22 protein-coding genes are annotated in these 23,579 nt (G+C 52.1%); 9 read left to right on the plus strand and 13 right to left on the minus strand.

Annotation, left to right across the window (positions count from 1 at the left end; genetic code table 11):
* Positions 1-210: 210 nt before the first annotated feature.
* From dnaB to dnaA, 12 genes are all read right to left on the minus strand, one after another.
* On the minus strand, positions 211-1,539 hold the full coding sequence (gene dnaB, locus BLQ59_RS09150) for a replicative DNA helicase (protein WP_176756771.1): 1,329 nt from the start codon (positions 1,537-1,539) through the stop codon (positions 211-213).
* A 4-nt stretch (positions 1,540-1,543) separates the two neighbouring features.
* Positions 1,544-3,478 (minus strand): Lon family ATP-dependent protease, encoded by a 1,935-nt coding sequence (gene lonC / locus BLQ59_RS09155; protein WP_074572682.1) that lies wholly within the window; start codon positions 3,476-3,478, stop codon positions 1,544-1,546.
* A gap of 55 nt (positions 3,479-3,533) precedes the next feature.
* On the minus strand, positions 3,534-3,977 hold the full coding sequence (gene rplI, locus BLQ59_RS09160; RefSeq protein WP_074572619.1) for a 50S ribosomal protein L9: 444 nt from the start codon (positions 3,975-3,977) through the stop codon (positions 3,534-3,536).
* The gene (locus BLQ59_RS09165; RefSeq protein ID WP_074572620.1) at positions 3,949-5,958 is read right to left on the minus strand and encodes a DHH family phosphoesterase; all 2,010 of its coding nucleotides are present in this window, start codon (positions 5,956-5,958) and stop codon (positions 3,949-3,951) included. Before BLQ59_RS09165 ends, rplI begins: the two co-directional genes overlap by 29 nt.
* A gap of 16 nt (positions 5,959-5,974) precedes the next feature.
* Positions 5,975-6,931: a YybS family protein gene (locus tag BLQ59_RS09170; RefSeq protein WP_074572621.1), complete on the minus strand. Its 957-nt coding sequence runs from the start codon at positions 6,929-6,931 to the stop codon at positions 5,975-5,977.
* A 123-nt stretch (positions 6,932-7,054) separates the two neighbouring features.
* Positions 7,055-9,073 (minus strand): DNA topoisomerase (ATP-hydrolyzing) subunit B, encoded by a 2,019-nt coding sequence (gene gyrB, locus BLQ59_RS09175; protein WP_143005328.1) that lies wholly within the window; start codon positions 9,071-9,073, stop codon positions 7,055-7,057.
* Positions 9,074-9,090: 17 nt separating this feature from the next.
* Positions 9,091-9,411, minus strand: coding sequence for an extracellular matrix regulator RemB (remB, locus tag BLQ59_RS09180; RefSeq protein ID WP_074572623.1), 321 nt, complete (start codon positions 9,409-9,411; stop codon positions 9,091-9,093).
* 6 nt (positions 9,412-9,417) lie between these two features.
* Entirely contained in the window at positions 9,418-10,293 is an 876-nt protein-coding gene (locus BLQ59_RS09185) for a DciA family protein (RefSeq protein ID WP_176756772.1), read from the minus strand.
* Between the two features lie 84 nt (positions 10,294-10,377).
* Positions 10,378-11,481, minus strand: coding sequence for a DNA replication/repair protein RecF (gene recF / locus BLQ59_RS09190; RefSeq protein WP_074572626.1), 1,104 nt, complete (start codon positions 11,479-11,481; stop codon positions 10,378-10,380).
* On the minus strand, positions 11,481-11,696 hold the full coding sequence (locus tag BLQ59_RS09195) for an RNA-binding S4 domain-containing protein (protein WP_176756773.1): 216 nt from the start codon (positions 11,694-11,696) through the stop codon (positions 11,481-11,483). The genes recF and BLQ59_RS09195 overlap by 1 nt, the downstream gene beginning before the upstream one ends.
* 13 nt (positions 11,697-11,709) lie before the next feature.
* The gene (gene dnaN, locus BLQ59_RS09200; RefSeq protein WP_074572628.1) at positions 11,710-12,822 is read right to left on the minus strand and encodes a DNA polymerase III subunit beta; all 1,113 of its coding nucleotides are present in this window, start codon (positions 12,820-12,822) and stop codon (positions 11,710-11,712) included.
* Between the two features lie 280 nt (positions 12,823-13,102).
* Positions 13,103-14,530, minus strand: a complete 1,428-nt coding sequence (gene dnaA, locus BLQ59_RS09205) for a chromosomal replication initiator protein DnaA (protein WP_074572629.1) — start codon at positions 14,528-14,530, stop codon at positions 13,103-13,105.
* 451 nt (positions 14,531-14,981) lie between these two features.
* On the opposite strand from dnaA, the gene rpmH reads away from it, so the two are divergent.
* The 8 genes from rpmH (at position 14,982) to rsmG (ending at position 21,367) form a co-directional block, all read left to right on the plus strand.
* Positions 14,982-15,116 carry a 50S ribosomal protein L34 gene (rpmH, locus tag BLQ59_RS09210; RefSeq protein ID WP_014425951.1) on the plus strand — a complete coding sequence of 45 codons (135 nt, stop codon included), beginning with the start codon at positions 14,982-14,984 and terminating at the stop codon, positions 15,114-15,116.
* A gap of 85 nt (positions 15,117-15,201) precedes the next feature.
* Positions 15,202-15,552 (plus strand): ribonuclease P protein component, encoded by a 351-nt coding sequence (gene rnpA / locus BLQ59_RS09215; protein WP_074572631.1) that lies wholly within the window; start codon positions 15,202-15,204, stop codon positions 15,550-15,552.
* A 16-nt stretch (positions 15,553-15,568) separates the two neighbouring features.
* The gene (yidD, locus tag BLQ59_RS09220; RefSeq protein ID WP_371118280.1) at positions 15,569-15,781 is read left to right on the plus strand and encodes a membrane protein insertion efficiency factor YidD; all 213 of its coding nucleotides are present in this window, start codon (positions 15,569-15,571) and stop codon (positions 15,779-15,781) included.
* A gap of 35 nt (positions 15,782-15,816) precedes the next feature.
* Entirely contained in the window at positions 15,817-16,494 is a 678-nt protein-coding gene (locus BLQ59_RS09225) for a YidC/Oxa1 family membrane protein insertase (protein WP_074572633.1), read from the plus strand.
* Positions 16,494-17,282 carry an RNA-binding cell elongation regulator Jag/EloR gene (gene jag / locus BLQ59_RS09230; RefSeq protein ID WP_074572635.1) on the plus strand — a complete coding sequence of 263 codons (789 nt, stop codon included), beginning with the start codon at positions 16,494-16,496 and terminating at the stop codon, positions 17,280-17,282. Before BLQ59_RS09225 ends, jag begins: the two co-directional genes overlap by 1 nt.
* A gap of 76 nt (positions 17,283-17,358) precedes the next feature.
* Positions 17,359-18,735, plus strand: a complete 1,377-nt coding sequence (mnmE, locus tag BLQ59_RS09235) for a tRNA uridine-5-carboxymethylaminomethyl(34) synthesis GTPase MnmE (protein WP_074572636.1) — start codon at positions 17,359-17,361, stop codon at positions 18,733-18,735.
* 27 nt (positions 18,736-18,762) lie between these two features.
* A complete protein-coding gene (mnmG, locus tag BLQ59_RS09240; protein ID WP_074572692.1) occupies positions 18,763-20,658 on the plus strand; it encodes a tRNA uridine-5-carboxymethylaminomethyl(34) synthesis enzyme MnmG in 1,896 nt (631 codons plus the stop codon).
* Positions 20,651-21,367, plus strand: coding sequence for a 16S rRNA (guanine(527)-N(7))-methyltransferase RsmG (gene rsmG / locus BLQ59_RS09245; protein ID WP_074572638.1), 717 nt, complete (start codon positions 20,651-20,653; stop codon positions 21,365-21,367). The genes mnmG and rsmG overlap by 8 nt, the downstream gene beginning before the upstream one ends.
* Here rsmG and BLQ59_RS09250 read toward each other — a convergent pair.
* Positions 21,357-22,742 carry a serine hydrolase domain-containing protein gene (locus BLQ59_RS09250; RefSeq protein WP_218122890.1) on the minus strand — a complete coding sequence of 462 codons (1,386 nt, stop codon included), beginning with the start codon at positions 22,740-22,742 and terminating at the stop codon, positions 21,357-21,359. The two genes, rsmG and BLQ59_RS09250, sit on opposite strands and share 11 nt — an antisense overlap.
* Before the next feature lie 641 nt (positions 22,743-23,383).
* On the opposite strand from BLQ59_RS09250, the gene BLQ59_RS16030 reads away from it, so the two are divergent.
* Positions 23,384-23,579, plus strand: a 196-nt coding sequence (locus BLQ59_RS16030; RefSeq protein ID WP_176756775.1) for a hypothetical protein, incomplete at its 3' end; no start/stop codon positions are given.

Here is a 23,579-nt window from a genome sequence, read left to right on the forward strand (position 1 = left end):
TGGCCTGCCCGGCGCATCCCGCTAAATAGCTCTAACTTGACAGGGAGGGACGTTTAGCGGAAACAGCAAAAGTACTCCCCCGTGAACCCCTGACTGCGTATAAACGGGATAATTTTGGCTCGAACTAACCAACAAACTGCAATTTATTACGGCTAATAAAAAAACTCAAGGCATCTGAACACAATGCGTTTAGATGCCTTGAGTTTTGTATTACTGCACCAAAAGATCCCGGAACTTGGTGAACTCTTTCTGGAAGAACAGCTGCACGCTGTCTACCGGGCCGTTACGGTGCTTGGCTACGATGATTTCGGTGATATTCTTGTTCTCCGTATCCTTATCATAATAATCTTCGCGATACAGGAACATAACAATATCTGCGTCCTGCTCCAACGAACCAGATTCGCGCAAGTCAGAAAGCATCGGCTTCTTGATCTGGCGGCTTTCCACAGAACGGGAAAGCTGGGAGAGTGCGATAACCGGCACGTCGAGCTCACGGGCCAGCGCCTTGAGCGAACGGGAAATCTCGGAGATTTCCTGCTGGCGGTTGTCGCTGTTCTTGCTGGCACGCCCCTGCATCAACTGCAGATAATCGATGATGATGAGGTCGAGGCCGTGCTCCGCTTTCAAGCGTCTTGCCTTGGAGCGCAGTTCCATGACCGTGATGCCTGCCGTATCATCGATATAAATTGGCGCCCGGCTCATCTTATCAGCCACGCCTACCAATTTATTCCATTCCACCTCATCGAGCTGCCCTGTACGCAGCTTCGAGGCATCAATACCGCCCTCTGAGCAGAGCATACGCTGCATGAGCTGTTCCTTGCTCATTTCCAGCGAGAAGAAGGCCACACTGCCGCCATGCAAGCCCACATAGCTGGCAATATTCAGCGTAAACGCCGTCTTACCCATGGACGGACGTGCCGCCACTAAGATAAGGTCAGACTTCTGCAGACCGGCCGTGAGCCGATCCAAATCCTTGAAGCCCGAGCTTAAGCCCGTCAGGCCGCCTTTGGATTCATAGAGCACATTGATGCGCTCAAAAGTACGCAGAACGATATTCTTCATGGACTCGAAGGCCCCGCCGCCCTGACGGCTGGCTACAGCCAGGATCTTCTTCTCGGCCTCATCCATGATGTTTTCTACTTCATCGCTGTCCTCATAGGCTTTGCCCGCGATTTCCGTGGCTACATTGATGAGATTGCGAAGTTCGGCCTTTTCCTTGACAATCTTGGCATGATAGCTCACATTGGCCGCCGTGGCTACGATATTGGCCAACTGCGTGATAAAGCCCAGGCCGCCGACCTTATCGAGCATATCGGTCTTGCGCAGTTCCTCAGTCAGCGTGACCAAGTCCACTGCTTCGTCATTATTCTGCAGGCGGATCATGGCCTCATAGATGATGCGATGGGTTTCCCGGTAAAAATCATCGGGGCGCAGGATTTCCTGCACCTCGATGATGGCTTCTTTCTTGATGAGCATAGCCCCCAAAACCGCTTGTTCGGCTTCGATATTCTGGGGAGGTACTCGTTCCGGCAATGCCATTTTCTTACTCCTCTTCCTTACTTAACTCAGGCTCAAAGATATAGTTGAAGGCTTCTTCAGCGGTGGCTACGGGATGAATGTCCAGCCCCAGATGTTCCTGCGGGATATCCTTGCTGTTTTCCTTCGGAATAACCAAGGTCTTTATGCCAGCCTGCTTGGCGCCATAAGCCTTTTCAAAGACGCCGCCTACAGGCCGCACCCGGCCAGCCAAAGAGATTTCACCCGTCACGGCCACATCCTGACGGATTTTCCTGCCGGTCACCGCACTCGTGATAACCGCCAGGATAGCCGTGCCCGCACTGGGGCCATCGATATTGCCGCCGCCAATCACATTGATATGCACATCGTAATCATGCAGGTCCTTGCCGGTCAGCTGACGCATGACGGAAGCTGCATTGAACACCGAGTCCTTGGCCATGGAACCGGCCGTCTCATTGAAACGCACCGTGCCCTTGCCCTTTTCCTTGGCGGGGAAGGCCACCGCTTCAATCTCGATGGCTGAACCTAAGAAACCAGCCACGCCCAGACCAAAGATATGTCCCTGGATGGCATTGTCCGAAGCCTTCTTCGTCACATAGGGTGTCAGACGGCTGACCTGCGTGACCTCATAGATATCTGCCTTGCTGATTTCCACATCCGGGCCGTTTTCCGTGCCCAGTTCCTCGACTTTGAAATCCTCGCCGACACCGCAGCGCTCCAAAGCCAGACTATAGGCATCGGCCAGGATATTGATGGCCTTACGGCCTTCGATGGTGTATTCACTGATCAGTGCCGCAACCTCATCACTCACATTGACATGAAGCTTGGCTGCCGCATTGCGTACGATCTGCTCGATGTGTTTTGGCGTCAGCGGTTCAAAATAGATTTCCGCGCAACGGGAGCGCAGGGCGGGATTGATATGTCCGGCATCACGGGTGGTAGCGCCAATCAGCACGAAATCTGCTGGTGCGCCTTCCTCAAAAAGCTTCTTGATATAGGGCGGCACCTTCTCATCCGTGGGGTCATAATAAGCGGACTCGAAATAAGCCCGTTTGTCTTCGAGCACCTTGAGCAGTTTATTCTGCAGCATCTCATCCATTTCACCGATTTCATCGATGAACAGGATGCCGCCATGAGCATCGGTCACCAGGCCCGGCTTAGGTTCGGGGATGCCGCTGTCCGCCAAGGTCTTCTGCGCGCCCTGATAGATGGGATCATGAACAGAACCCAGCAAGGGATTGGTGATGTCCCGGGGGTCCCATCGCAGAGTCGTACCATCCGTCTCCACAAAGGGCGCTTCCTCCCCAAAGGGGGATACGGCCTTTTTCTTCGCCGCTTCGAGCACCAGCCTGGCGGCCGTGGTCTTACCAACCCCTGGAGGACCATAGAGCAGCAGATGCTGCGGATATGGCGAGCTGAGCTTGGCCATCAGCGACTTGACTGCCCGCTCCTGCCCGACAATCTCAGAGAAATCCTGCGGACGCAGAAGTTCCATGATGGACTGCGTGAGCTTGATGCTTTCGAGCTTTTCGAGTTTCTCCCGCTTTTCCTTGTCCTGCGGGGATTCATTGCCGCCCTTTTCATCCTTCATGACCTGCTTGCGGATATCATTGACGTAGTCTGCATGGTCTTTTTCCAGCTTTTCATTGACCTTTTTCTCGATGCTGTCCTCCACATTGCGGCGGGCCATGATATCGGCCACACGCTCAGACAGAGCATCCATGATGGCCGGCACCTGCTCCGGCTTCGGTGCGGGAGCAATCAAGGGATCTTCCCCTAAGATCCGCTGCAGGGCCAGCACGCGCTCACAAGGATCTGCCGAGCGCATAAGGTCCAGCGCCTTCATCTTCCCCGCCTGAATCACGAGCTTTTCCGTGCCCATCACATCTACCAGGATGGCGTAAAGGGCCTCAATCTGCCGGTCCAGCGGGGTTGCATTGCGCGAAGCAGGAGCAGGCATTGCCTGCTCCTGTTTTTTCGTAAATAAGTTGCGAATATAATCCAGTAATTTCATATCAACCTGCCACAACATTGACCTTGATTGTGCTGGTAATCGAGGGATGTACCTTGATCACGGCTTCGTATTCGCCAGCCCCCGTAACTTCGCCCTTGATGGAAATCTTACGGCGGTCAATATCAATCTTTTCCTTTTTCAAAGCATCCGCTACATCCTTGCCCGTCACAGAGCCGAAGAGTTTGCCGTTCTCGCCGATCTTCACGGGAATGGTCACGGCAACCTTTTCGAGCTGAGCAGCCATGAGTTTTGCTTCGTCAGTCGCCATGGCTTCCTTGCGTGCCTTAGACCCGGCCTGAGCCTTGGCCACGTTCATATTCTCAGCATTGGCAATCACTGCCGCCTTGCGGGGCAGGAGGAAGTTGCGGCCATAGCCTTCGGAAACTTCCACGATATCGCCTTTCTTGCCTAATTTCTTAACGTCCTGCTGCAGAATCACTTTCATCTTTATCAGTCTCCTCTATATATTTTTCGCTTATATCAATCACTTTGTCTTTTATCTCTGACAGGATGCCGCCTTTAACCTGCGCACCGGCCACATTCTGATGACCACCGCCGCCGAAGGCCTCCATGATGACCTGTACATTGAGCTCCCCGGTAGAACGGGCACTCAGACCAATGGTATCTTCCGTAAGCTGGAAAATCAATATGCTCATGCGCACATTTTCAATGCGCAGCAGGCTGTCTGCAGCCTGGGCTGCGATAACCTGGATATTGGGCATGGTCTCGGGAATGGTCGAGATGATAAGGCCGCCCGGGAACAGTTCCGCCCGCGCTTTGGTACGGGCCAAAGCCACCGTCGTATCATAATCCGACCGGAAGAGATGACGCACCATCACGGGATCCGCCCCGCTGCGCCGCAGGAATGCTGCGGCATCAAAGGTACGCACACCGGTCTGTACCGCAAAATTCTTCGTATCCACCACAATGCCGGAATACAAAGCCGTTGCGTCCAGACGCCCCAAACGCACATCATCACCAAAATACATCAAAAGTTCCGTGATGAGCTCACTCGTCGAGCTGGCTCCCGGTTCGATATAGACCAGCAACGGGCTCTTGATGAAATTCTCGCTGCGGCGGTGATGGTCAATAACCACGACCTGTGTCACACGCTCCAAGAGCGTCGGATCAGCCACCAGATGCGGGATATGCGTATCCACGACAATCAGTACCGGATTAAGAGCCGTAGAGTTCTTGATATCCTCGGCGTGTACGAATACATCCGCATACTCTTCTTTATCTTTAAGCAGATCATGGAATTTGTCAATACCATCGTTCATATCGGACAGAACGATATGATAATTCTTTTCCAGCTGGCGGGCCATCTTGGCCACACCCATGGCTGCCCCAAAGCAGTCGAAGTCCTCATTATGATGCCCCATGATATAGATCTCATCGGCACCTTCCATGATTTCCCGGACAGCATGCGCCACCACCCGAGCCTTGACGCGGGTGTGTTTCTCGACAGCTTTTGCCCGGCCGCCGAAGAATTGTGTCTTGCCGTTCATCTGTACGGCCACCTGATCGCCGCCCCGGCCGAGTGCGAGGTCAAGCCCTGCCTGTGCCTGCGCCCCGAGCTCGGCCATGGTCTGATTCTCTGCCACGGCCACGCCCATGGAAAGCGTTACGGGCAGGCGGTTGGTACTCTGCAGCTGACGGGCCTTGTCGAGTACATCGAACTTTTCATTGAGCGCCTGATCCAGGCCCTGACGCGTCAGGATCACCACATAGAGATCATCGCTGACACGCCGCATGAAGCCGCCGAGATTCTTCATCCATTTATCCAACGTCTGATTGACCGCCAACAGCAGCGATGTACGTTCGGCTTCGGTCTGCCCCTGCATGACCTCATCATAGTTATCGATCTGGATGTAGACCAAAACCGTACGGCTCTGCTGATAGGTATTCTTGAGCTGCTCATGTGCGGAAACATCCTGGATATAGAGCGTCATCAGGGGTTCCTGACGCGGCGCCATCTGTACCGGATGGTAGTAGACATGATAATACTTGTCCTCATGGGCAAAGACGTATTCGCCTTCCTGTCCCCAGACCGGCGCAATGATGATGCCCGGCCAGATATCCTTGACATCGGTATCCTGTTCCGGCTTTGCTCCCAAATACGCCGTAATGCGGTCATTACACCATTGCAGCCGCCCGTCCTCATTGACGATCATGATGGCCTGCGGCAGTTCGTCCACAGCGTAATTGAGCATTTCATTTATGTTGCGCACCACATTGCGGCAATAGCGCTCAAAACGCCGCGACCTGTCCGTGCAGCGTTCCCGGGCAAAAGAGGCCAGTGCCAGCCAAACGACTCCGGCTATGGCAGCAATATAGAAATTGTAGTAAGACAACACGCCGATAAGCACCAGCATGATCAAAAGATGTATGGTTAAATCTATCCATGCCGAAAGATTTCGTGGCATCGAGTGCACCTCATTTCTATTTGCGGGCAGCAAATCGCCGCCGATAATCAAAGAGCATATCGATAAGCCCGGTCATGGCCGTAACCTGAGCCAAAAATGGATTCATGATGAGAAATACATACAGAACGATCCGCAATGGCAGACTGACCTTATAATGGCTCAACAGGCAGTGAACCAATACAATTCCCTGCAGCAGGCCTGCCATAATGGCCAGCACATTGGCATTCAGGGATAGCCGGTAAAGCCAGCTGATCTCTCTGGTACCGCCCCAATACAGCCCCACCAAAGCAAAGCCGAACATGTACAGGAACGCCTGCGGCAGACGCCATTCACAGAACGGCGGAAACTGCGGAACATTATGTCCCAACCGTCTCAATATCCTGCCACCAGCCATATAAGAGACAACGGCATAGAAAAGCCCCATGAGGATAAAGACCAACGGGAATAAGTAATTCAGCATCTTCATTCCCTGTTCGATATCCTCCCGCACCTTAGCGAGCTCCGCCCCGCTCATGCCCATGCTCTCATAGAGCTGCAATGACGAATCAAATGAAGATTGCAGGATGTCCACCTGCATGGCCAGAGGATTCACATCCGTTACCCATAACAGCAGTCCCACCGCCGCAGCCTGACCGGCAATCGCCGCCAGCAGCGTAAGCATAAAGGTACGCACACCGGACCAGCCTTTGGCAAAGGCCCATCCGAGCAACAATCCTGCCGGAGCAAACGCCACCACCAGCCGCAGGGAAAGCAATGGTTCGACCAGCAGACCGACCAGGATTCCTGCGGCCAAAGAAGCCAGGATTCCCCAGCGCAAACCATGACGCACTACCAGGACTACCAGCGGCAGAGGCCAGAACAGCACCAGCAGGAAACCGATAACAGGCAGGTACACTGCCATTAATGCCAGCACCACACTCAGTGCTGTAAGTAACCCACTCTCAGTCAAAGGAGTGATTCTATGCTCGCTCATATTGTCATCCTTTCTTATAAACCAAACTACATTATAGCAGAAAAGGTTGGGTATGTCTTGAAAGCAGGTACTAATAAAACTTCCATCCGGGACAAAAGCCTCAGATGGAAGTTCAAATCAAAATCAAATATCCAGATTGCGTACGAGTTTAGCGTTTTCTTCGATGAACTGGCGGCGTGGTTCGACCTTGTCGCCCATCAGGATCGTAAAGAGTTCATCGGCAGCTTCGGCATCGGCCATTTCCACGCGCAACATGGTGCGGCCGGCGGGATCCATGGTGGTTTCCCAAAGCTGTTCCGGGTTCATCTCGCCCAGACCTTTGTAACGCTGTACGGTCGTGCCATCACGGCCCACTTCGTCGAGCTTTTTGGCCAATTCTTCATCGCTGTAGGTGTACCAGTGCTTCTTGCCCTTGCGAATCTGATAAAGTGGCGGCTGAGCAATGAACACATGACCATGCTCGATCAGCGGCTTCATATAGCGATAGAGGAAAGTCAGCAGCAGGGTACGGATATGCGCACCATCGACATCGGCATCTGTCATGATGATGATCTTGCCATAGCGGCGCTTGGACAGATCGAAATCATCGCTGATGCCCGTACCGAAGGCCGTGATCATCGTGCGGATCTCAGCATTGGCAAAGATCTTGTCAAGGCGTGCCTTCTCTACGTTCAAGATCTTACCACGCAGCGGCAGGATAGCCTGGAAGCGGCGGTCACGGCCCTGCTTAGCAGAACCGCCTGCGGAATCACCCTCGACTAGGTAGATCTCGGCCATTTCCGGATCTTTGACAGAGCAGTCCGCCAGTTTGCCGGGCAAGCTCGATACTTCCAAGGCATTCTTGCGGCGCGTGAGTTCACGGGCCTTGCGGGCGGCTTCACGGGCACGGGCAGCCATTATGGCCTTTTCAATGAATTTCTTCGTGATCGTCGGGTTCTCTTCGAAGTATTCGGAGAGGCCTTCCGTTACGATGGAATCTACGATACCGCGCACTTCGCTATTGCCCAGCTTTGTCTTGGTCTGGCCTTCGAACTGCGGATCGCGCACCTTGAGGCTGATGACAGCGGTCAGACCTTCACGCACATCATCACCGGAGAGATTGCCGTCCTTATCCTTGAGGATGTTCTGCTTGCGGGCAAAGTCGTTGGCTGCGCGCGTCAGGGCCAGCTTAAAGCCGGCCAGATGCGTACCGCCTTCCTCGGTGTTGATGTTGTTGACGAAGGAGTAGATATTCTCCTGATAGCTGTCGTTATACTGCAGGGCAATCTCGACAACCGTATCGTCTTTCGTACCGTTGAAGTAGATCGGCTCCGGATTGATCTTTTCCTTCTTGCGGTTGAGGTGTTCCACGAAGGAACTGATGCCGCCCTCGAAGTGGAATTTCTCACTGCGCAGTTCTTCCCTGCGTTCATCATTGAGGACAATGGTAATGCCATGGTTCAGGAATGCCAGCTCACGCAAGCGGTGTTTGAGCGTATCATAGCTGTAAGTAGTCACCGAGAAGATTTCCGGATCCGGTACGAAGTGCACGCGGGTACCCGTGATTTCCGTCTCGCCGGTCACATGGAGCTTTTCCACCGTTTCGCCGCGTTTGAAGGAAATCTCATGGATCTTGCCATCGCGCTTGACCTGTACTTCCATCGAAGTGGACAGGGCGTTAACGACAGATACACCTACGCCGTGCAAACCGCCGGATACCTTATAGCCGTCGCCGCCGAACTTACCGCCGGCATGCAGCACCGTCAGTACGACCTCGACAGCCGGCATGCCGCTTTCATGCATGTCTACAGGGATACCACGGCCATTATCGGTAACGGTGATGCTGTTATCGCGATGAATCGTCACATCAATCTTATCACAATAACCAGCCAAAGCCTCGTCGATAGAGTTATCGACGACTTCATATACCAGGTGATGCAGGCCGCGTTCCGAAGTGCTGCCGATATACATGCCGGGGCGCATACGCACGGCTTCCAGACCCTCGAGGATCTGTATCTGCTCTGCACCGTAATCAGCATCTACGGCTGTGACTTCAGCGCTGCTTTCATCAGTATGGATTTCCACACCGGTAGTATCCACGCTTTCCATCTCTTCGTTCGGCGCGGCGTTTTCTATGTTCAACTGTTCATTGTCATTTGCCATGAAATCTTACGCTCCCATCATTCCATCGTAATCTCAGCCGCATCTACCGCAGCCGTTTCTTTATCATTATCCATTGTATCATAAACCATCTGCGACCGCCGTTTCAGTGTCCAGGGCGATATTGCAGACAGGTAAGTTTTTTCAGGGGTGATGATTAGAGACTTTTTGGCCTCCTCATCCTGACGGATTTCCAGGGGCAGGGTGTTTTCCAATCTGCCAGCCGTCTTTTCATGCGCGAGAAACTCGCTGCCTGAGCCCTTCTGAAACAGGGCATAGTCATGTATGGCAATCACATCTTTTGTGCGTACGGATACGCCATTGCCTAAATGGAGAAACATCTGTTGTTACCTCCTCCCCAGCTTGATGACATCATAACGCTTAGGGGATTTATAATCCTTGGGCCGGTGCAGGTCAAACCGCAGGGCATACAGGGCCCGGGTGATATTATCGTCATTCAGCTGATCTGGCGGCAGACAGCGATAGAGCATGACCAGCGTCCTGGCCTTCATGCTCGTCTTGTCGTTGACATCTACATCCGCAGCCAATTGCTGCACCATGGCCGAACGCTGTTCATTGACGATCTTGGGTGTGCACTCGGGCACATATTCCTTGACCTCCGGATATCTGGCCCAGGGCATATCCCTGAGTACCTGCCGCACCGAAGCTCTTATCTGTGCCTGTTTTTTGCTGGTACAGTCTACACAGAGCCCACGCTCAGGTTCCATCAGCTGGCCGCAGACAGGACATTTCCGATAATTCTTGTTCAGCTTTAGCTTCTGCATCTGCAGATGCTTGCGATATAGATCTGCCAGAGCCTTGGCAATATCCCCATCTTCGGCCTCTGCCACCAGCGTTTCCGCGGCCTGCATTTCCGCAGGCGTCAAAGGGATACTGCGCCGTTCCTTCCCCAGATCTTCTTCTGTTTCCTCCGGCGCTGACCGGATTTCCTCGATACCTTCGCTGTCAGCTTTTGACCATTCTTTGGTAAAAGCTGCTTTGCTGATCATCTTTTGACCTGCAAAGTTATTTACGGATTGCACGATTTGCGGCATCATCATCTGCAATTCATTACGCAAAGCAGAATTATCACTGTATATATAGAGCGTGTCCTTACGAATCCCCTGCACTTTGGTATTCTGAGCGATAAAGCTGCCCACGATTTCCGGCCAATGCCATAGAACCCAGTGCATATAGTATTTTTTCTCACAATTCCCTCCCATATGCTGAAGGGTTTTGCGAAGAATACTGTCCGGCCGTTCCAATCCCGGAGTACGCGCCTTCAAACTGCCTTTCGCGCCCATGGCCTACCTCTTGATCTGTCCAGCCGCCACCTGATAATAAGTGCCAATCCGCTCCTGCGGAAAGTAAGCCCCATCGGTGGCTGTAATCATCGTCTGTATCCGCTCCCGGAAGATGAAATCCATCAACTGGCTGCGCCGGGAGGCGTCTAACTCGCTCATCACATCATCGAGCAACAGGACCGGGTATTCCCCCGTTTCTGAGCGCAGGAATTCCAATTCTGCCAGCTTTAGGGATAGAACTCCTGTACGCTGCTGGCCCTGCGAACCAAACGAACGCAGATTGATGCCATTGACCGTCAGGATGATATCGTCCAGATGCGGTCCTCTGCCTGTCGAACCGCGAATGATATCAATTTCCCGATGACTTGCAAGCTCTTTATTATACCATGAATGGAGGTCATTTGTCACGTCAGTGCCCTGGGCACCATGGATATCGTAGCTTATGGACAGGTTTTCAAGGTTGCCGGAAATGCGTCTTTGCATGAGATTGGCCAGCATATTGAGCTTCCTGACAGCTTCCAGACGCTTCAGGGTGATCTTCACGGCACTTTCCACCAGCTGCACATCCCATAGCTCCAGCATATCCGTGCCGGCTTTACGCTCCCGGATCTTTTTGAGCAGATTATTGCGCTGCGTTATGATTTTCGTATATTTGGCCAGCTCATGATAGTAAGCCGGGCTGGCCTGACTGATCTCCCCGTCTAAAAAACGCCGGCGCTGGGCCGGCGCTCCCTTGATCAGGAAAAGATCCTCGGGAGAAAACAGGACAGTATTCAAACTGCCTACGAGATCCTTGGGACGGATGGGGTGGTCATTGAGGAGGATCCGCCGCCTCTTTGACCGGCTGAACTGAAACTCCAGCTTGTTTTCCACGCCCAGACGGGTAAAGCCCAGCTGAACCAGAGCAGCAGGTTGTTCCCAGCGGATCAGGTCAGTATCTGTATGGGTGCGATGTGAACGCCCCAAAGAAGCATAGTAAACCGCTTCAATGATATTGGTCTTGCCCTGAGCGTTCTGGCCTAAGAAAACATTGATATTGGGATCGAATTTCAGCTCCAAATCGCAATAGTTCCGATAATTTCTAAGGTGCAATGTATAAATATGCATTACACTACCCGCCAGGCTCCCATGCCTTCGATTTCCACCACATCGCCCCGGTGAAGCTTGCGGCGGCGGGCCGATTCCTTCTCGCCATTGCGTTTGATCAGGCCTTCAGCCAGCAGTGCTTTGACTTCACCGCCGGAAGGCAGGACACCTGCCCATTTCAGGAACTGGTCCAGCTGGATTTCCTCGGTTTCAATGGCAATATCTTCAATCTGCATGGGGACAACCTCCTTAGTTCTTCGTACGTACCGGCGTTACCACATAAATAAAGGCATCGTCTTTTTCCTCTTTCACCGTGATGGGGGAGAGGGGCTGGTTCAGACGCAGTTCGCAGTTCTTGCTGTCAATGATCTTCATGACATCCACCAGGTACTGGGCATTGAATGCGATTGTAATATCCGGACCTTCGATAGATGCAGGAATCGTTTCTTCGGCATTGCCGATTTCCGGATTATTCGAAGTGATGTGCAGCTGGCCATTGGCAAATTCCATCTTGATTACATTGTAATCGCCAGCCCGGGAAATCAGAGAAACACGGTCCACAGCTGCATTGAATTCAGCCGAATCCATTGTGACCAGCGTAGCATGGCTGCTGGGGATAACGTTGGTATAGTCCGGATATGCACCTTCGATCAGGCGGGAAGTCATATAGATATTATCAAAGGCAAAGCTGATCTGATTGAAGTTACAGCAAACCTTGACGTCCATCGGGATATCCGAATTCAGGTTATGAAGCAGTTCCTGCAGGATATTGGAGGGAATGATGACCTTGATATTACCAAGCGATTCGGGGAACTGCTCATATTTCACAGCCAGTCTGTGCATATTCGTAGCTGCCATGGTGATTTTATTGTCCGCAATGTCCAGATAGCAGCCCGTGAATACAGGACGGGATTCATCTTTGGAGCAGGCAAAAACCGTTTTCTTGATCAAAGAACGCAGTACATTATCTTTGATGGAAAATTCTACATTGCTTTCGATGGGCTTAACCTTTGGGAATTCATTGGCATTCATGCTGAGCAGGGTGAAGCTCGCCTGGTTGGAAGTCACGTTGACAATCTTCTCATCCCGTTTGAAGCTGATGGTGACACTATCCCCAGGCAGCTTGCGGATAACATCGAGGAAATATCTGCCGCTCATGGCAATCTCGCCAGGTTCTTCAATCTCGACAGGGATCTTGCACAACAGGCCAATCTCATTGTTGGTGGCATGGATTTCCAGCTGATCATTATCGGCTTTCATATAGATGGCGGCAAGGATTGGCGTCTGGGGTTTGGAGGCTATGGCCTTGGCGGCTGTCTGCAATGCATTGACCAGTTCGTTCTTGGCACAGGTTATTTTCATGGGGCGATGTCCTTTCTTTTTTTTAATATTACTCTTTAAATATATAAATAAATAGCCGTAGTAGTAGTAGGGCCTGTGGAAATGTGGAAAAGCACAGTAGCAGGCGAGTTTATCGACAATCTGCGTGTTAATAACATGTTGAAAAGCAGGGAGGCAGTTATCCACATAATCCACGGGGAAAAGTGGACAGCTTCCTTATCCACATTTTGCCCACAGGATAACAGCTTTCGTTTCCACAAAGTTATCCACGCCCTCATTGTGCATAAGGGCGTGGAGGAATTCAGACCTTCTGGATGCGGTCCATCAGTTCATTCAATATGCCACTGAGGCGGTTGTCCGTCTCCTTGTCCTGATTGATCTTGTCATAGGCATGGATAACGGTCGTGTGATCTCGGCCGCCGAAGAAATTGCCGATCTGGGGCAGGGAATTTTCCGTCATCTCCCGGCAAAGATACATGGCAATCTGGCGCGGATAGGCGATGTTGCGCGTGCGCTTCTTGGAATGAAGGTCTTCTATCTTTATTTTGAAATAAGAAGCCACGATTTCCTGGATGATATCCATGGTGACTTCCTTGGCCTTGCCATTCGGGAAAATATCCTTCAGGGCTTCGGCCACGAGATCGGTATTCACAGCCCGTTTGGTCAGGGATGCATAAGCCTCTAATCTGGTCAGGGCACCTTCCAGTTCACGGATATTGCTGTCGATGCGGCTGGCGATATAGACCATCACATCGTCAGGGATGTTGAAATGATCGCTCTGGGCCTTGTTCTTGAGGATGGCAATACGGGTTTCCAGATCCGGTGCCTGGATATCCGTCGTGAGTCCCCAGTCGAAACGGGAGCGCAGGCGTTCTTCGAGCCGTTCTACTTCACGGGGCGGACGGTCGGACGAGATGATGACCTGCTTTTGGGCATCATATAAGGTATTGAAGGTATGGAAGAATTCTTCCTGTGTACTTGTCTTGCCAGATATGAACTGGATATCGTCAATCAGCAGGACGTCGATATTCCGGTATTTCTGACGGAACTTATCCGAAGTGCCCTGCTGGATGGCCTGGATGATCTCATTGGTGAACTGCTCACTGGAGACATAGAGCACCCGCATTTCCGGATGATTCTTGAGTACGCGGTTGCCAATGGCGTGCATCAGATGGGTTTTTCCAAGCCCCACACCGCCATACATAAAGAAAGGATTATAAGTCTTGCCCGGTTTATCGGCTACGGCCATGGCAGCAGCATGGGCAAAATTATTGGACTTGCCCGTGACGAAGGTATCAAAGGTATATTTGGGGTTCAAAGAAGAATTGTCGCCGGGAGCTACGATGGGGACCTCTACGGGCGCTGCTGCATGTCCGGCAGGGGCATTGCCCTCCGGAAAGAGGCTGCCCTGGTCGGGTTTTTCTTTTTTGCCGGAACGGGTGACCGGTTCCGGTTCAACTTCCTGGACCGTGCTCTCCTGTACGGTCAGTATGACTTTTTTGGGGACACCAAAAACGGCCTTCGCCGCATCTTCAATGAAAATGAGATACCGCTCGGCAATCCATTCCTTGGCCATTTCCGTCTGCGTGCCAAGTTCTAAGGTTTCATCGGTCAGGGAGATAGGCTCTACGGGATTTAGCCAATTGTAGGCTGAGGGACCAACCAGTTCCTGCTCTTTCATCTTATTCAGGATCTGGGCCCAGACAGCCTGTAGCTGTGTTTGCTCCATGTAGCAAGTTCCTTTCTGCATATAAAGTATGATAGGATTTTTTTCCACAAGTGCATAACTTTATCCACATTTTTATCCACAGGTGTGGATAAGTGAAGGTTCCGCAAGGGGTGAGGCGGGAAAATGGGATAAAAATGAGGGAGTCACATCCTCCCAAAAATCAATGCTTGTGAAGTTTTCCGCAAAATTATCAACAATATCTTACCAAAATAATAGGGAGTTATCAACAGTTTTTCTGTGGATAGCGGCTTTTCCTGCGAAATTATCCACATTTCAACAGGAAAAAACAGTGGATATTATATTGACACTGCCCATGCCTTAGGCTATAATTTACAGTGATTCCTAGTGCGAGGGTGAGCCCTTGCCGGGACATGATTGTGAATTTCTGATGCCTTGCTTCTATACGAATTAGAAAATCAGAAGAATAACAGGTTAAGGAGGTGTATACCGAATGAAAATGACTTTTCAGCCGAACAACCACTGGAGAAAGAAGACCCATGGCTTCCGTGAGCGCATGAAGACGAAAGGCGGCCGTCTCGTTTTGAAGAGAAGACGCCAGCGTGGCAGAAAGAAGCTTTCGGCATAAATTACAGCAAGGTCACTTTATCTAGTGGCCTTTTTCTTTGATTAGTTCCATTTATATGTTCAGATAGATTTTGGTGAATTTAGGTATGTTTGAATTGCCGAGACGGCGGATGCTCAAGCGCCGCAATGATTTCCAGCGGGTTTACCGCAAAGGCAGATCCCTGGCTAACCGGTATTTTGTACTCTATGTCTTTGAGTCGGAGGAGCTTTCGGGCCGAGTGGGCTTCGCTGCTGGTAAGAAGCTGGGCTGCGCCGTGAAGCGCAACCGGGTGAAAAGACTCCTGCGGGAAAGCTACAGGCTTCACAGCCCTGAACTGCGTCCAGGGATTGCTTTGCTGCTTGTGGGCCGGCAGGCCATGCTGGATGTGAAATGTCCGGTGGTGGAGAAGGCTTTCCTTTCTTTGGGAAAAAAAGCCGGTATCTTCAAGAAAGATTGATTGAATGAGGGCGGTCATGGTGAAACGATTGTTGCTCCTGCTCATCTGGGGCTATCAGAATCTTATTTCCCCGTTGAAGCCGCCGACCTGCCGCTATATTCCCACTTGTTCGGAGTATGCGAGACAGGCTGTTGAAAAATACGGGGCACGCCGTGGCGGCTGGCTGGCTGTGAAGCGCATCCTGCGCTGCCATCCCTTCCATGAGGGCGGTTATGATCCTGTACCATAGATGCTATATGTTTTATCAGATTAGGACGTGATGGATTGGAATTCTTTAGTACGCTTTTTTCTCCGATTGAAAGTCTTCTGCGTTTTGTGCTGGAGACACTTTATGCGATAACCAGTGCGGCTGGTTTTGCCAGCTATGGCTGGGCAATCATCCTGCTTACGATCATCGTAAAGATGGCGCTTTATCCGCTGACGGTCAAGCAGGTCAAGTCCATGAAGGCCATGCAGGAACTGTCTCCGAAGATGAAGAAGATCCAGGAAAAATACAAGGACAACCCGCAGGTGATGCAGCAGAAGATTGGCGCTCTCTACAAGGATGCCGGCGTGAATCCGCTGGCTGGCTGCCTGCCGCTGCTGATTCAGATGCCGATTCTCATGGGCATGTATTATTCGCTGTATAACTTTACCTATCCGACGCCGGAGTCGGCTTACTTCCTCTGGATGAAGAGTATGTCGGAGCCGGATCCCATGTATATCCTGCCAGTACTGTCTGCACTGACCACTTTCCTGCAGCAGAAGATGACGACAACGGATTCCAATAATCCGCAGATGAAGATGATGATGTTCATCATGCCGCTCTTTATCGGCTGGATCAGCATCAACTTCCCCTCCGGTCTGGTTCTCTACTGGGTGACGATGAACGTGGTGCAGATTGCCCAGCAGTGGTGGATGTATCGCGGTGATAATGCCGCTCCGAAAAAGGAGGCTGCCTGATGGCAAGCGTTGTAGAAGCTACGGGTAAAACCGTAGCAGATGCCTTGAAATCTGCTTTGCAGCAGCTCGGCTGCACGGAAGCAGATGTGGATTATGAAGTGCTAGAAGAGCCATCAAAGGGTTTTCTGGGCTTCTTTGGCAAGGATGCCAGAATCAAAGTGACGAAAAAAGAAGCAGCAGCGGAGCCGGCAGTTGCTACGGAAGTGAAGGAAATTCCCGCTGAGGAAGAATCTGTGGCAGACGAGGAAGATAAGGCTGCTGCCGTGGCTGAATCTTATCCGTCAGCTGCTGAACAGCTGGCTCGCGCCGAGAAGTTCCTGCGCGAGGTCTTCGAGGCTATGGGGATCGAAGTTACCTGGCAGCAGCGTGAGGCCGAAGATGGCGTGATCTTTGATCTGGAAGGGGATAATCTCGGAATTCTGATTGGCAAGCATGGCCAGACCTTGGATTCCCTGCAGTATCTCGTGAATCTCACCGCCAACCGTGGCGTGGCCGATGGCCGCGTCCGTATTATCATTGACATCGAGGGCTACCGCGCCCGCCGCGAGGAAACCCTGATGCGTCTGGCAGGTCATCTGGCTGAGAAGGCCTGCCGTATCGGCGAAGAGGTTCATCTCGAACCCATGAACCGCCATGAACGCAAGATCATCCATATGGCACTGCAGGATAACCGCCGTGTCAGCACCTATAGCGCCGGCGATGAACCGCGCCGCTATGTGGTGATTGTTCCCCGCCGCCGTCGCCGTCGTCGCGATTACGATGCACAGGAACGTTACAACGAAGATTGATATTAAGCAAGAGAGCTGTGAAAGGGCTGTCTCATTTTGAGGCCGCCCTTTTGTGTATATGAAACAGGAGAGTAATATGCAGGGAGATACCATTAGTGCCATTGCTACCGCCCAGGGCGAAGGGGGCATTGGCATCATCCGCGTGAGCGGGGATAAGGCTGTTGAAGTGGCTGCAAAGATGTTTCGTCCGGCCAGCGGCAAGGCTTTGACGGAATACGAAAGTCATCGGGCTATATATGGCAGGATCGTGGATGCAGAGGGGCGGACCGTAGATGAGGCTATGGTGCTGCTGATGAAGGCTCCGCATTCCTATACGAAGGAAGATGTGGTCGAGCTGCAGTGCCATGGCGGTGTAATGCCTTTGCGCAAGGCGCTGGCCCTGACCTATGACTATGGCGCCAGACCAGCTGAGGGAGGCGAATTTACAAAGCGTGCCTTCCTCAATGGCCGACTGGATCTGTCTCAGGCGCAGGCTGTAATGGATATCATCACGGCGAAGACCGACCGTTCCCTCAAGATGGCAGCAGGCCATCTGACCGGTCAGTTCTCGGAGCAGATCAAGAAATGGCGGCAGGACATCCTGGGGCAGATTGCGCATCTGGAAGCAGCGATTGATTTTCCCGAAGATGAAGTGGATGATGTCGTCACGGAAAATGTAAGCGAAAAAGTGGTAGAGATACGCAACTATATCCAAAAGCTCATCAAGACAGCCGGGACAGGCCGCATTCTGCGGGAAGGACTCATGACCGCTATCGTGGGCAAGCCTAATGTCGGCAAATCCAGCCTGCTCAATGCCCTGCTGCAGGAAGAAAGGGCCATCGTTACCGATATTCCAGGAACCACACGGGATTCCATCGAGGAATATGCCAACGTGGGCGGCGTGCCCCTGCGCATCATCGATACTGCAGGTATCCGTGCCACGGAAGATGTGGTGGAAAAGATCGGCGTGGAGAAATCCCGCCAGATGATCAGTCAGGCTGCCTTGGTGCTGGCCTTGTTCGATGGCTCAAGAGCCCTTGACCATGAGGATGAGGAAATACTTTCCCTGCTGAATGGGCAGGAGGCGATTGTCCTGCTGAATAAGAGTGATTTGAAGGCTGTGGTCACGGCTGCGGATCTGTCGGCAAAAGCGCAGCTGCCGGTAATCGAGATCTCGACCAAAGACTACAGCGGCATGGAGCAGCTGACCGAGGCCATCAAGGCTAAGGTTTACGGTGGCGAAGTCATGGCCGATGAAGGTTCCTTTGTCAGCGATGAACGGCAGGCCAATCTCCTGCGCACGGCCGACAGGCATTTAGCCGCGGCCCTGACCACGATTGAGGCTGGCTTAGGTCTGGATTTTATCTCCATCGACCTGCGCTCAGCCTGGGAAACTTTGGGCGAGATTACGGGCGATACCGTAGGTGAAGATATTATTGACGAGATTTTTTCCAAGTTCTGTATTGGTAAATAAGGGGTAAGGATAATGGATGCAAAAAACATATTTATTGCCGGGGAATATGATGTAATCGTGGTAGGTGCTGGCCATGCCGGTGTGGAAGCGGCACTGGCTTCCGCCCGCATTGGCTGTAATACGCTGCTCACGACGCTCTCGATGGACAATATCGCTCTGATGCCCTGCAATCCTTCGGTGGGTGGCCCGGCCAAAGGTCATCTGGTGCGGGAACTCGATGCGCTGGGCGGTGAAATGGGCGTCAATGCCGATAAGACCTGCATTCAGTTCCGCATGCTCAACACGGGCAAAGGCCCGGCTGTCCATGCCCTGCGTGCCCAAGCCGACAAGAAGCTCTATCAGTTCACGATGAAGGAAACCTGCGAGAACACGGAAAACCTCGATGTGAAGCAGCTCTTGATCGATAAGCTGCTGGTGGAGGATGGCCAGGTAACCGGCGTGCAGTCGGAAACCGGCGAAATCTATAAGGCAAATGCTGTCGTCATGGCGACGGGGACCTATCTCAAAGGCCGCATCATCATCGGTGAACATACCTATACCGGCGGCCCCGCAGGTCAGCGGGCGGCGATGAAATTCTCCGATTCCCTGGCTGAAGCAGGCGTAAAACTCATGCGTTTCAAGACTGGTACGCCGGCCCGCGTGGATGCTCGGACTTTGGACTACGACAAGATGGAAATCCAGCCCGGCGATGAGGAATGCCGCAACTTCTCCTTTATGAGCGATGAAGTGACTCGCGAGCAGATTCCCTGCTACCTGACCTATACGAATGAAGAAACCCATCAAATCCTGCGGGATAATATGGAGCGTGCGCCGATGGCCAATGGCATCATCGAAGGCATCGGCCCCCGCTACTGCCCGTCCTTCGAGACGAAGATCCTGCGCTTCCCGGACAAGGAACGCCATCAGCTGTTCTTAGAACCGGAAGGCCGCCATACCAATGAAGTCTATGTGCAGGGGATGTCTACGTCCATGCCCATGGATGTGCAGCTGGAATTCCTGCGCACGATTCCGGGCCTCGAACATGCCAAGGTCATGCGGGCTGGCTATGCCATTGAATACGACTGCATCGATCCGACACAGTTGAAGCCGACGCTGGAATTCAAGAATATCCATGGTTTCTTCTCGGCTGGCCAGGCCAATGGCACTTCCGGCTATGAAGAGGCCGCAGCGCAGGGCATTATCGCAGGCATCAATGCCGCCATGCTGATCAAGGGTGAGGAACCGCTGGTTCTCAAGCGCAGTGAAGCCTATATCGGCGTGCTGATCGATGACCTCGTGACCAAGGGAACAAATGAGCCTTATCGCATCATGACCAGCCGTGCCGAATACCGCCTGCTCCTGCGGCAGGATAATGCCGACCAGCGTCTGACGCCGCTGGGGCGTCGTGTTGGCCTGGTCAAGGATGACCGCTGGAACAGATTTACGGAAAAGCAGACAGCCATAACGGAAGCTTTGGCCTATCTGCGCAAGAACAGCATCAATCCGACAAAAGAGATTACGGATAAATTGACAGCTGCAGGCATCGAGCCCGTGCGCAATGCGACAAGCTTCTATGACCTGCTGCGCCGTCCGGATGTAGACTACGATAAGCTCGCAGAACTGTTCGAGCTGCCGGAACTCAATAAAGAAGTAAAACAGCAGGTGGAAATCACTATCACCTACGAAGGCTATATCAAGAAGCAGCTGGAACAGGTCGAGCGCATGGAAAAACTCGAGGAAAAGATCCTGCCGGAAAATCTCGATTATGATGATGTTCCGAGCTTGCGCGATGAGGGGCGCGAAAAGCTCAAGGCCATCCGCCCGCGTTCCGTAGGGCAGGCAAGCCGTATCAGCGGCGTGTCCCCGGCAGATATTTCGGTGCTCCTGGTCTGGCTCGAACAGCAGGCACGCATGAAAGCAAATGAGGAGAAAGCAGATGTTTAAGGACGAATTACAAAAGGCGGCGGCCGAATACGGCATTGCGCTTTCAGATAAACAAATGGAGCAGTTCAACCGTTACTTTGAACTGCTCGTCGAGTGGAATGAGAAGATCAACCTTACGGCCATCACCGAGCCAAAAGAGGTTGCCATCAAGCATATGATTGACAGCATCACGGCCTATGATGAAAAAATCTTCCAAGATGGTGTAACAGTCATTGATGTGGGCACGGGTGCAGGCTTTCCCGGCCTGCCCTTGAAGATTTTCTGCCCGGAAATCAAACTGACGCTGATGGATTCGCTGAACAAGCGCATCAAATTCCTGCAGACGGTAGTGGAAGAACTCGACCTGCAGGATGTGGAATGTGTCCATGCCCGGGCAGAAGAAGGTGCCCGCAATAAAAAATACCGCGAATCCTTTGATATCGCGGTATCCAGAGCTGTGGCCAGACTCCCCATCCTTTGCGAATACTGCCTGCCCTTTGTCAAGAAAGGCGGTTACTTCATCGCCCTGAAGGGCATGCAGTTTAATGAAGAAGCCGAAGAGGCGGCCAAGGCCATCAAGGTCATGGGGGGGAGCAAGACGGAAATCCGTCCGGTGAAATTGCCGGAAATCGATGACAAGCGGGCGGTTATCACCATCACCAAGACCATGCCTACGCCAAAGGCGTACCCGCGCAAGGCAGGTACGCCGACTAAGAATCCTATTTGCTGAGCATGGCTTGACAGAGAAGATTCATGACATTTTCTTCCCAGATCAGATTGCCGCTAAATTGTCCATGACCAGCGCTTTCTGACATGGCTTCGCCGTTGATGATATAGGCAAAGCCATTGCGTGTGCCGGGCTGGAAGAACAGGCCGGTCAACGCACCATAGGCTTCGCCGGTATGTCCTACCAGGTCTACGTGGATGTCCCGGCAAACCCTGGCGGTACTGCCGCCGTCAATCTGATACATTCCGAGCCCATAGGAAAGCAATGTGCCGCCAAACGTTCCACCGTTATGGCCGTTGTAAATCCATTGGGCTTTTGTCATTTCCTGGATGGAATTGGCAGAAACTACCTGTTTGCCATGGAACCAGCCGTCATTCATAAGCATTTCCAGCGTATTTCCTAAGCCTTTTACGGAAATCCGCAATGCCCCTTGGGGACCAAAGAGCGTGCCGTTGGAACCAATCTGATAACCGGCCAACGAATAGCCATAGATGTTGTCAGTGGTTGGCTGATAGGTGCGGGGCTTATCGGCCGTGGCATAATAACCGCCTGTTCCCCGGTAGATAGAACCCAGCCGCTGCCAGGTCTCATAGGGCATCTTGGCCGGGAAGAAGTCTGCATCGGTGTCGAGGTCCTTCAATATATGAGTGCGTTCATATTCATCAAAGCGCTGGCCGCTGACTCGTTCGATGATGGTCCCGAGCAGGCCGAAATTCAGGTTCGCATAGGTAAAATATGAGCCAGGAGCCTGCGTGTAGACGCAGTAGGCGGGACTTGTCCGGTAAAAGAGGCTGCTGATAGGCTGATAGGGAGGCAGGAAGTAGCCTGCTGAATCCCGGACGCCGGAGGTATGTGAGGCAATCATGCGTACGGTGATGGGGGTATCAGGATAGGCAGGATGCCGCAGATTGAAGCCCAGATACTGGCTGGCATCCGCATCGAGATCGATTGCTCCTTCGTCCACTAACTGCATCACACCTAAAGTGGTATAGAGCTTGGACAGCGAGGCCACCCGGAACAAGGAATCCGTGGTCATCGGATAGTTGTTGGCCGGATTGGCATAATCGATTCGCCGCCGCCCAAAGGCGCCTTCATAGACTTCCTGGCCATCCTTATAGACAATGACGCTGACGCCCGGAACCTTCGCCCCGCTCGTGCCAATCATACCGGCAAGCTCCTGATCGAGCTTTTCCTTCATCGCGGGCGACAGGGCAGGCTTTGCCTGCGGCGGTGCAGTCGTTTCCTGTATGTCAGTCTTTTGTTCCTGTGCCGCGGGAGCAGGTGATGAGGGAACCTGCTCCACGGCGAAAACAGGCTGGGTGAAGAACAGCATCCCTGATAGCAGCATTAAAGTTCGTAGATAAGTTTTGACGTACAATATGACTTCCCCCTGTAAGCAAATTACCTTGACTTGTATCATAGTATTTGCAATAATAGATATAGAAAAAGAGCGAACTACATTGATAGTCGCCGCATTATGAGTCACTATGACGAAACGTTAGTTTTACCACAATGACCGTCCGCTGCTGCAACAGAAGGATGGTCTTTTGCGTTGTGGGGATTTACCTCGCCGGATATGCCGAAACTTAGACTACCCCACTTAGAGAGTTCGACATGTAAACCACAGCGAAGGTTCTTCGGAGCTTTTGCTCGATGAACGTAGTCGGCACATGCTAATAACAGGATACCGAGGCAGATACATAGAAGGCAAAGCCCGATGTGTACGCACGCAGTCAGGTTACATTCACCTGCCTTCCTCGACCTTACTGGCTCGAAGCCGTAAAAGTGTGGCAGGAAGCGAGGTATAATGTCCGTGACTAGCCAAGCTTATATCAACGCTGGCCAGTGCCAGCTGAAAGTTCGCCCGTTGGGAATAAAACCCTAACGGGCTTATTATATTATAAGAATTGTACTTTGTCACGTTCAGATAATGCGTAGATAGACTTTTGTGAAAATTTGTGCTATATTAAAAAGGTAAGCTAAAGGTGTACTTATGTTATTTGCGGGGGAGGAGTATATGTGAAGAAGAAAAAATTGTTGTGTGCTTTACTCATCCTTGTGAATGTTAGTTTACCTAAGATTGTGATGGCTGAGACAGAAGTTCATTATGAACGTATGTATAATTCACCGGCTTATGAAGCAAGACGACAAGAAGCAGCAAGGGAAAGAAAAGCTCAAGAATTAGAGCGTAAAAAAGAGCAGGAGACTGCACGTG

The sequence above is a fragment of the Pseudoselenomonas ruminantium genome (assembly GCF_900104055.1).
In the GTDB taxonomy this organism is placed as follows: Bacteria; Bacillota; Negativicutes; order Selenomonadales; family Selenomonadaceae; genus Selenomonas_A; species Selenomonas_A ruminantium_C.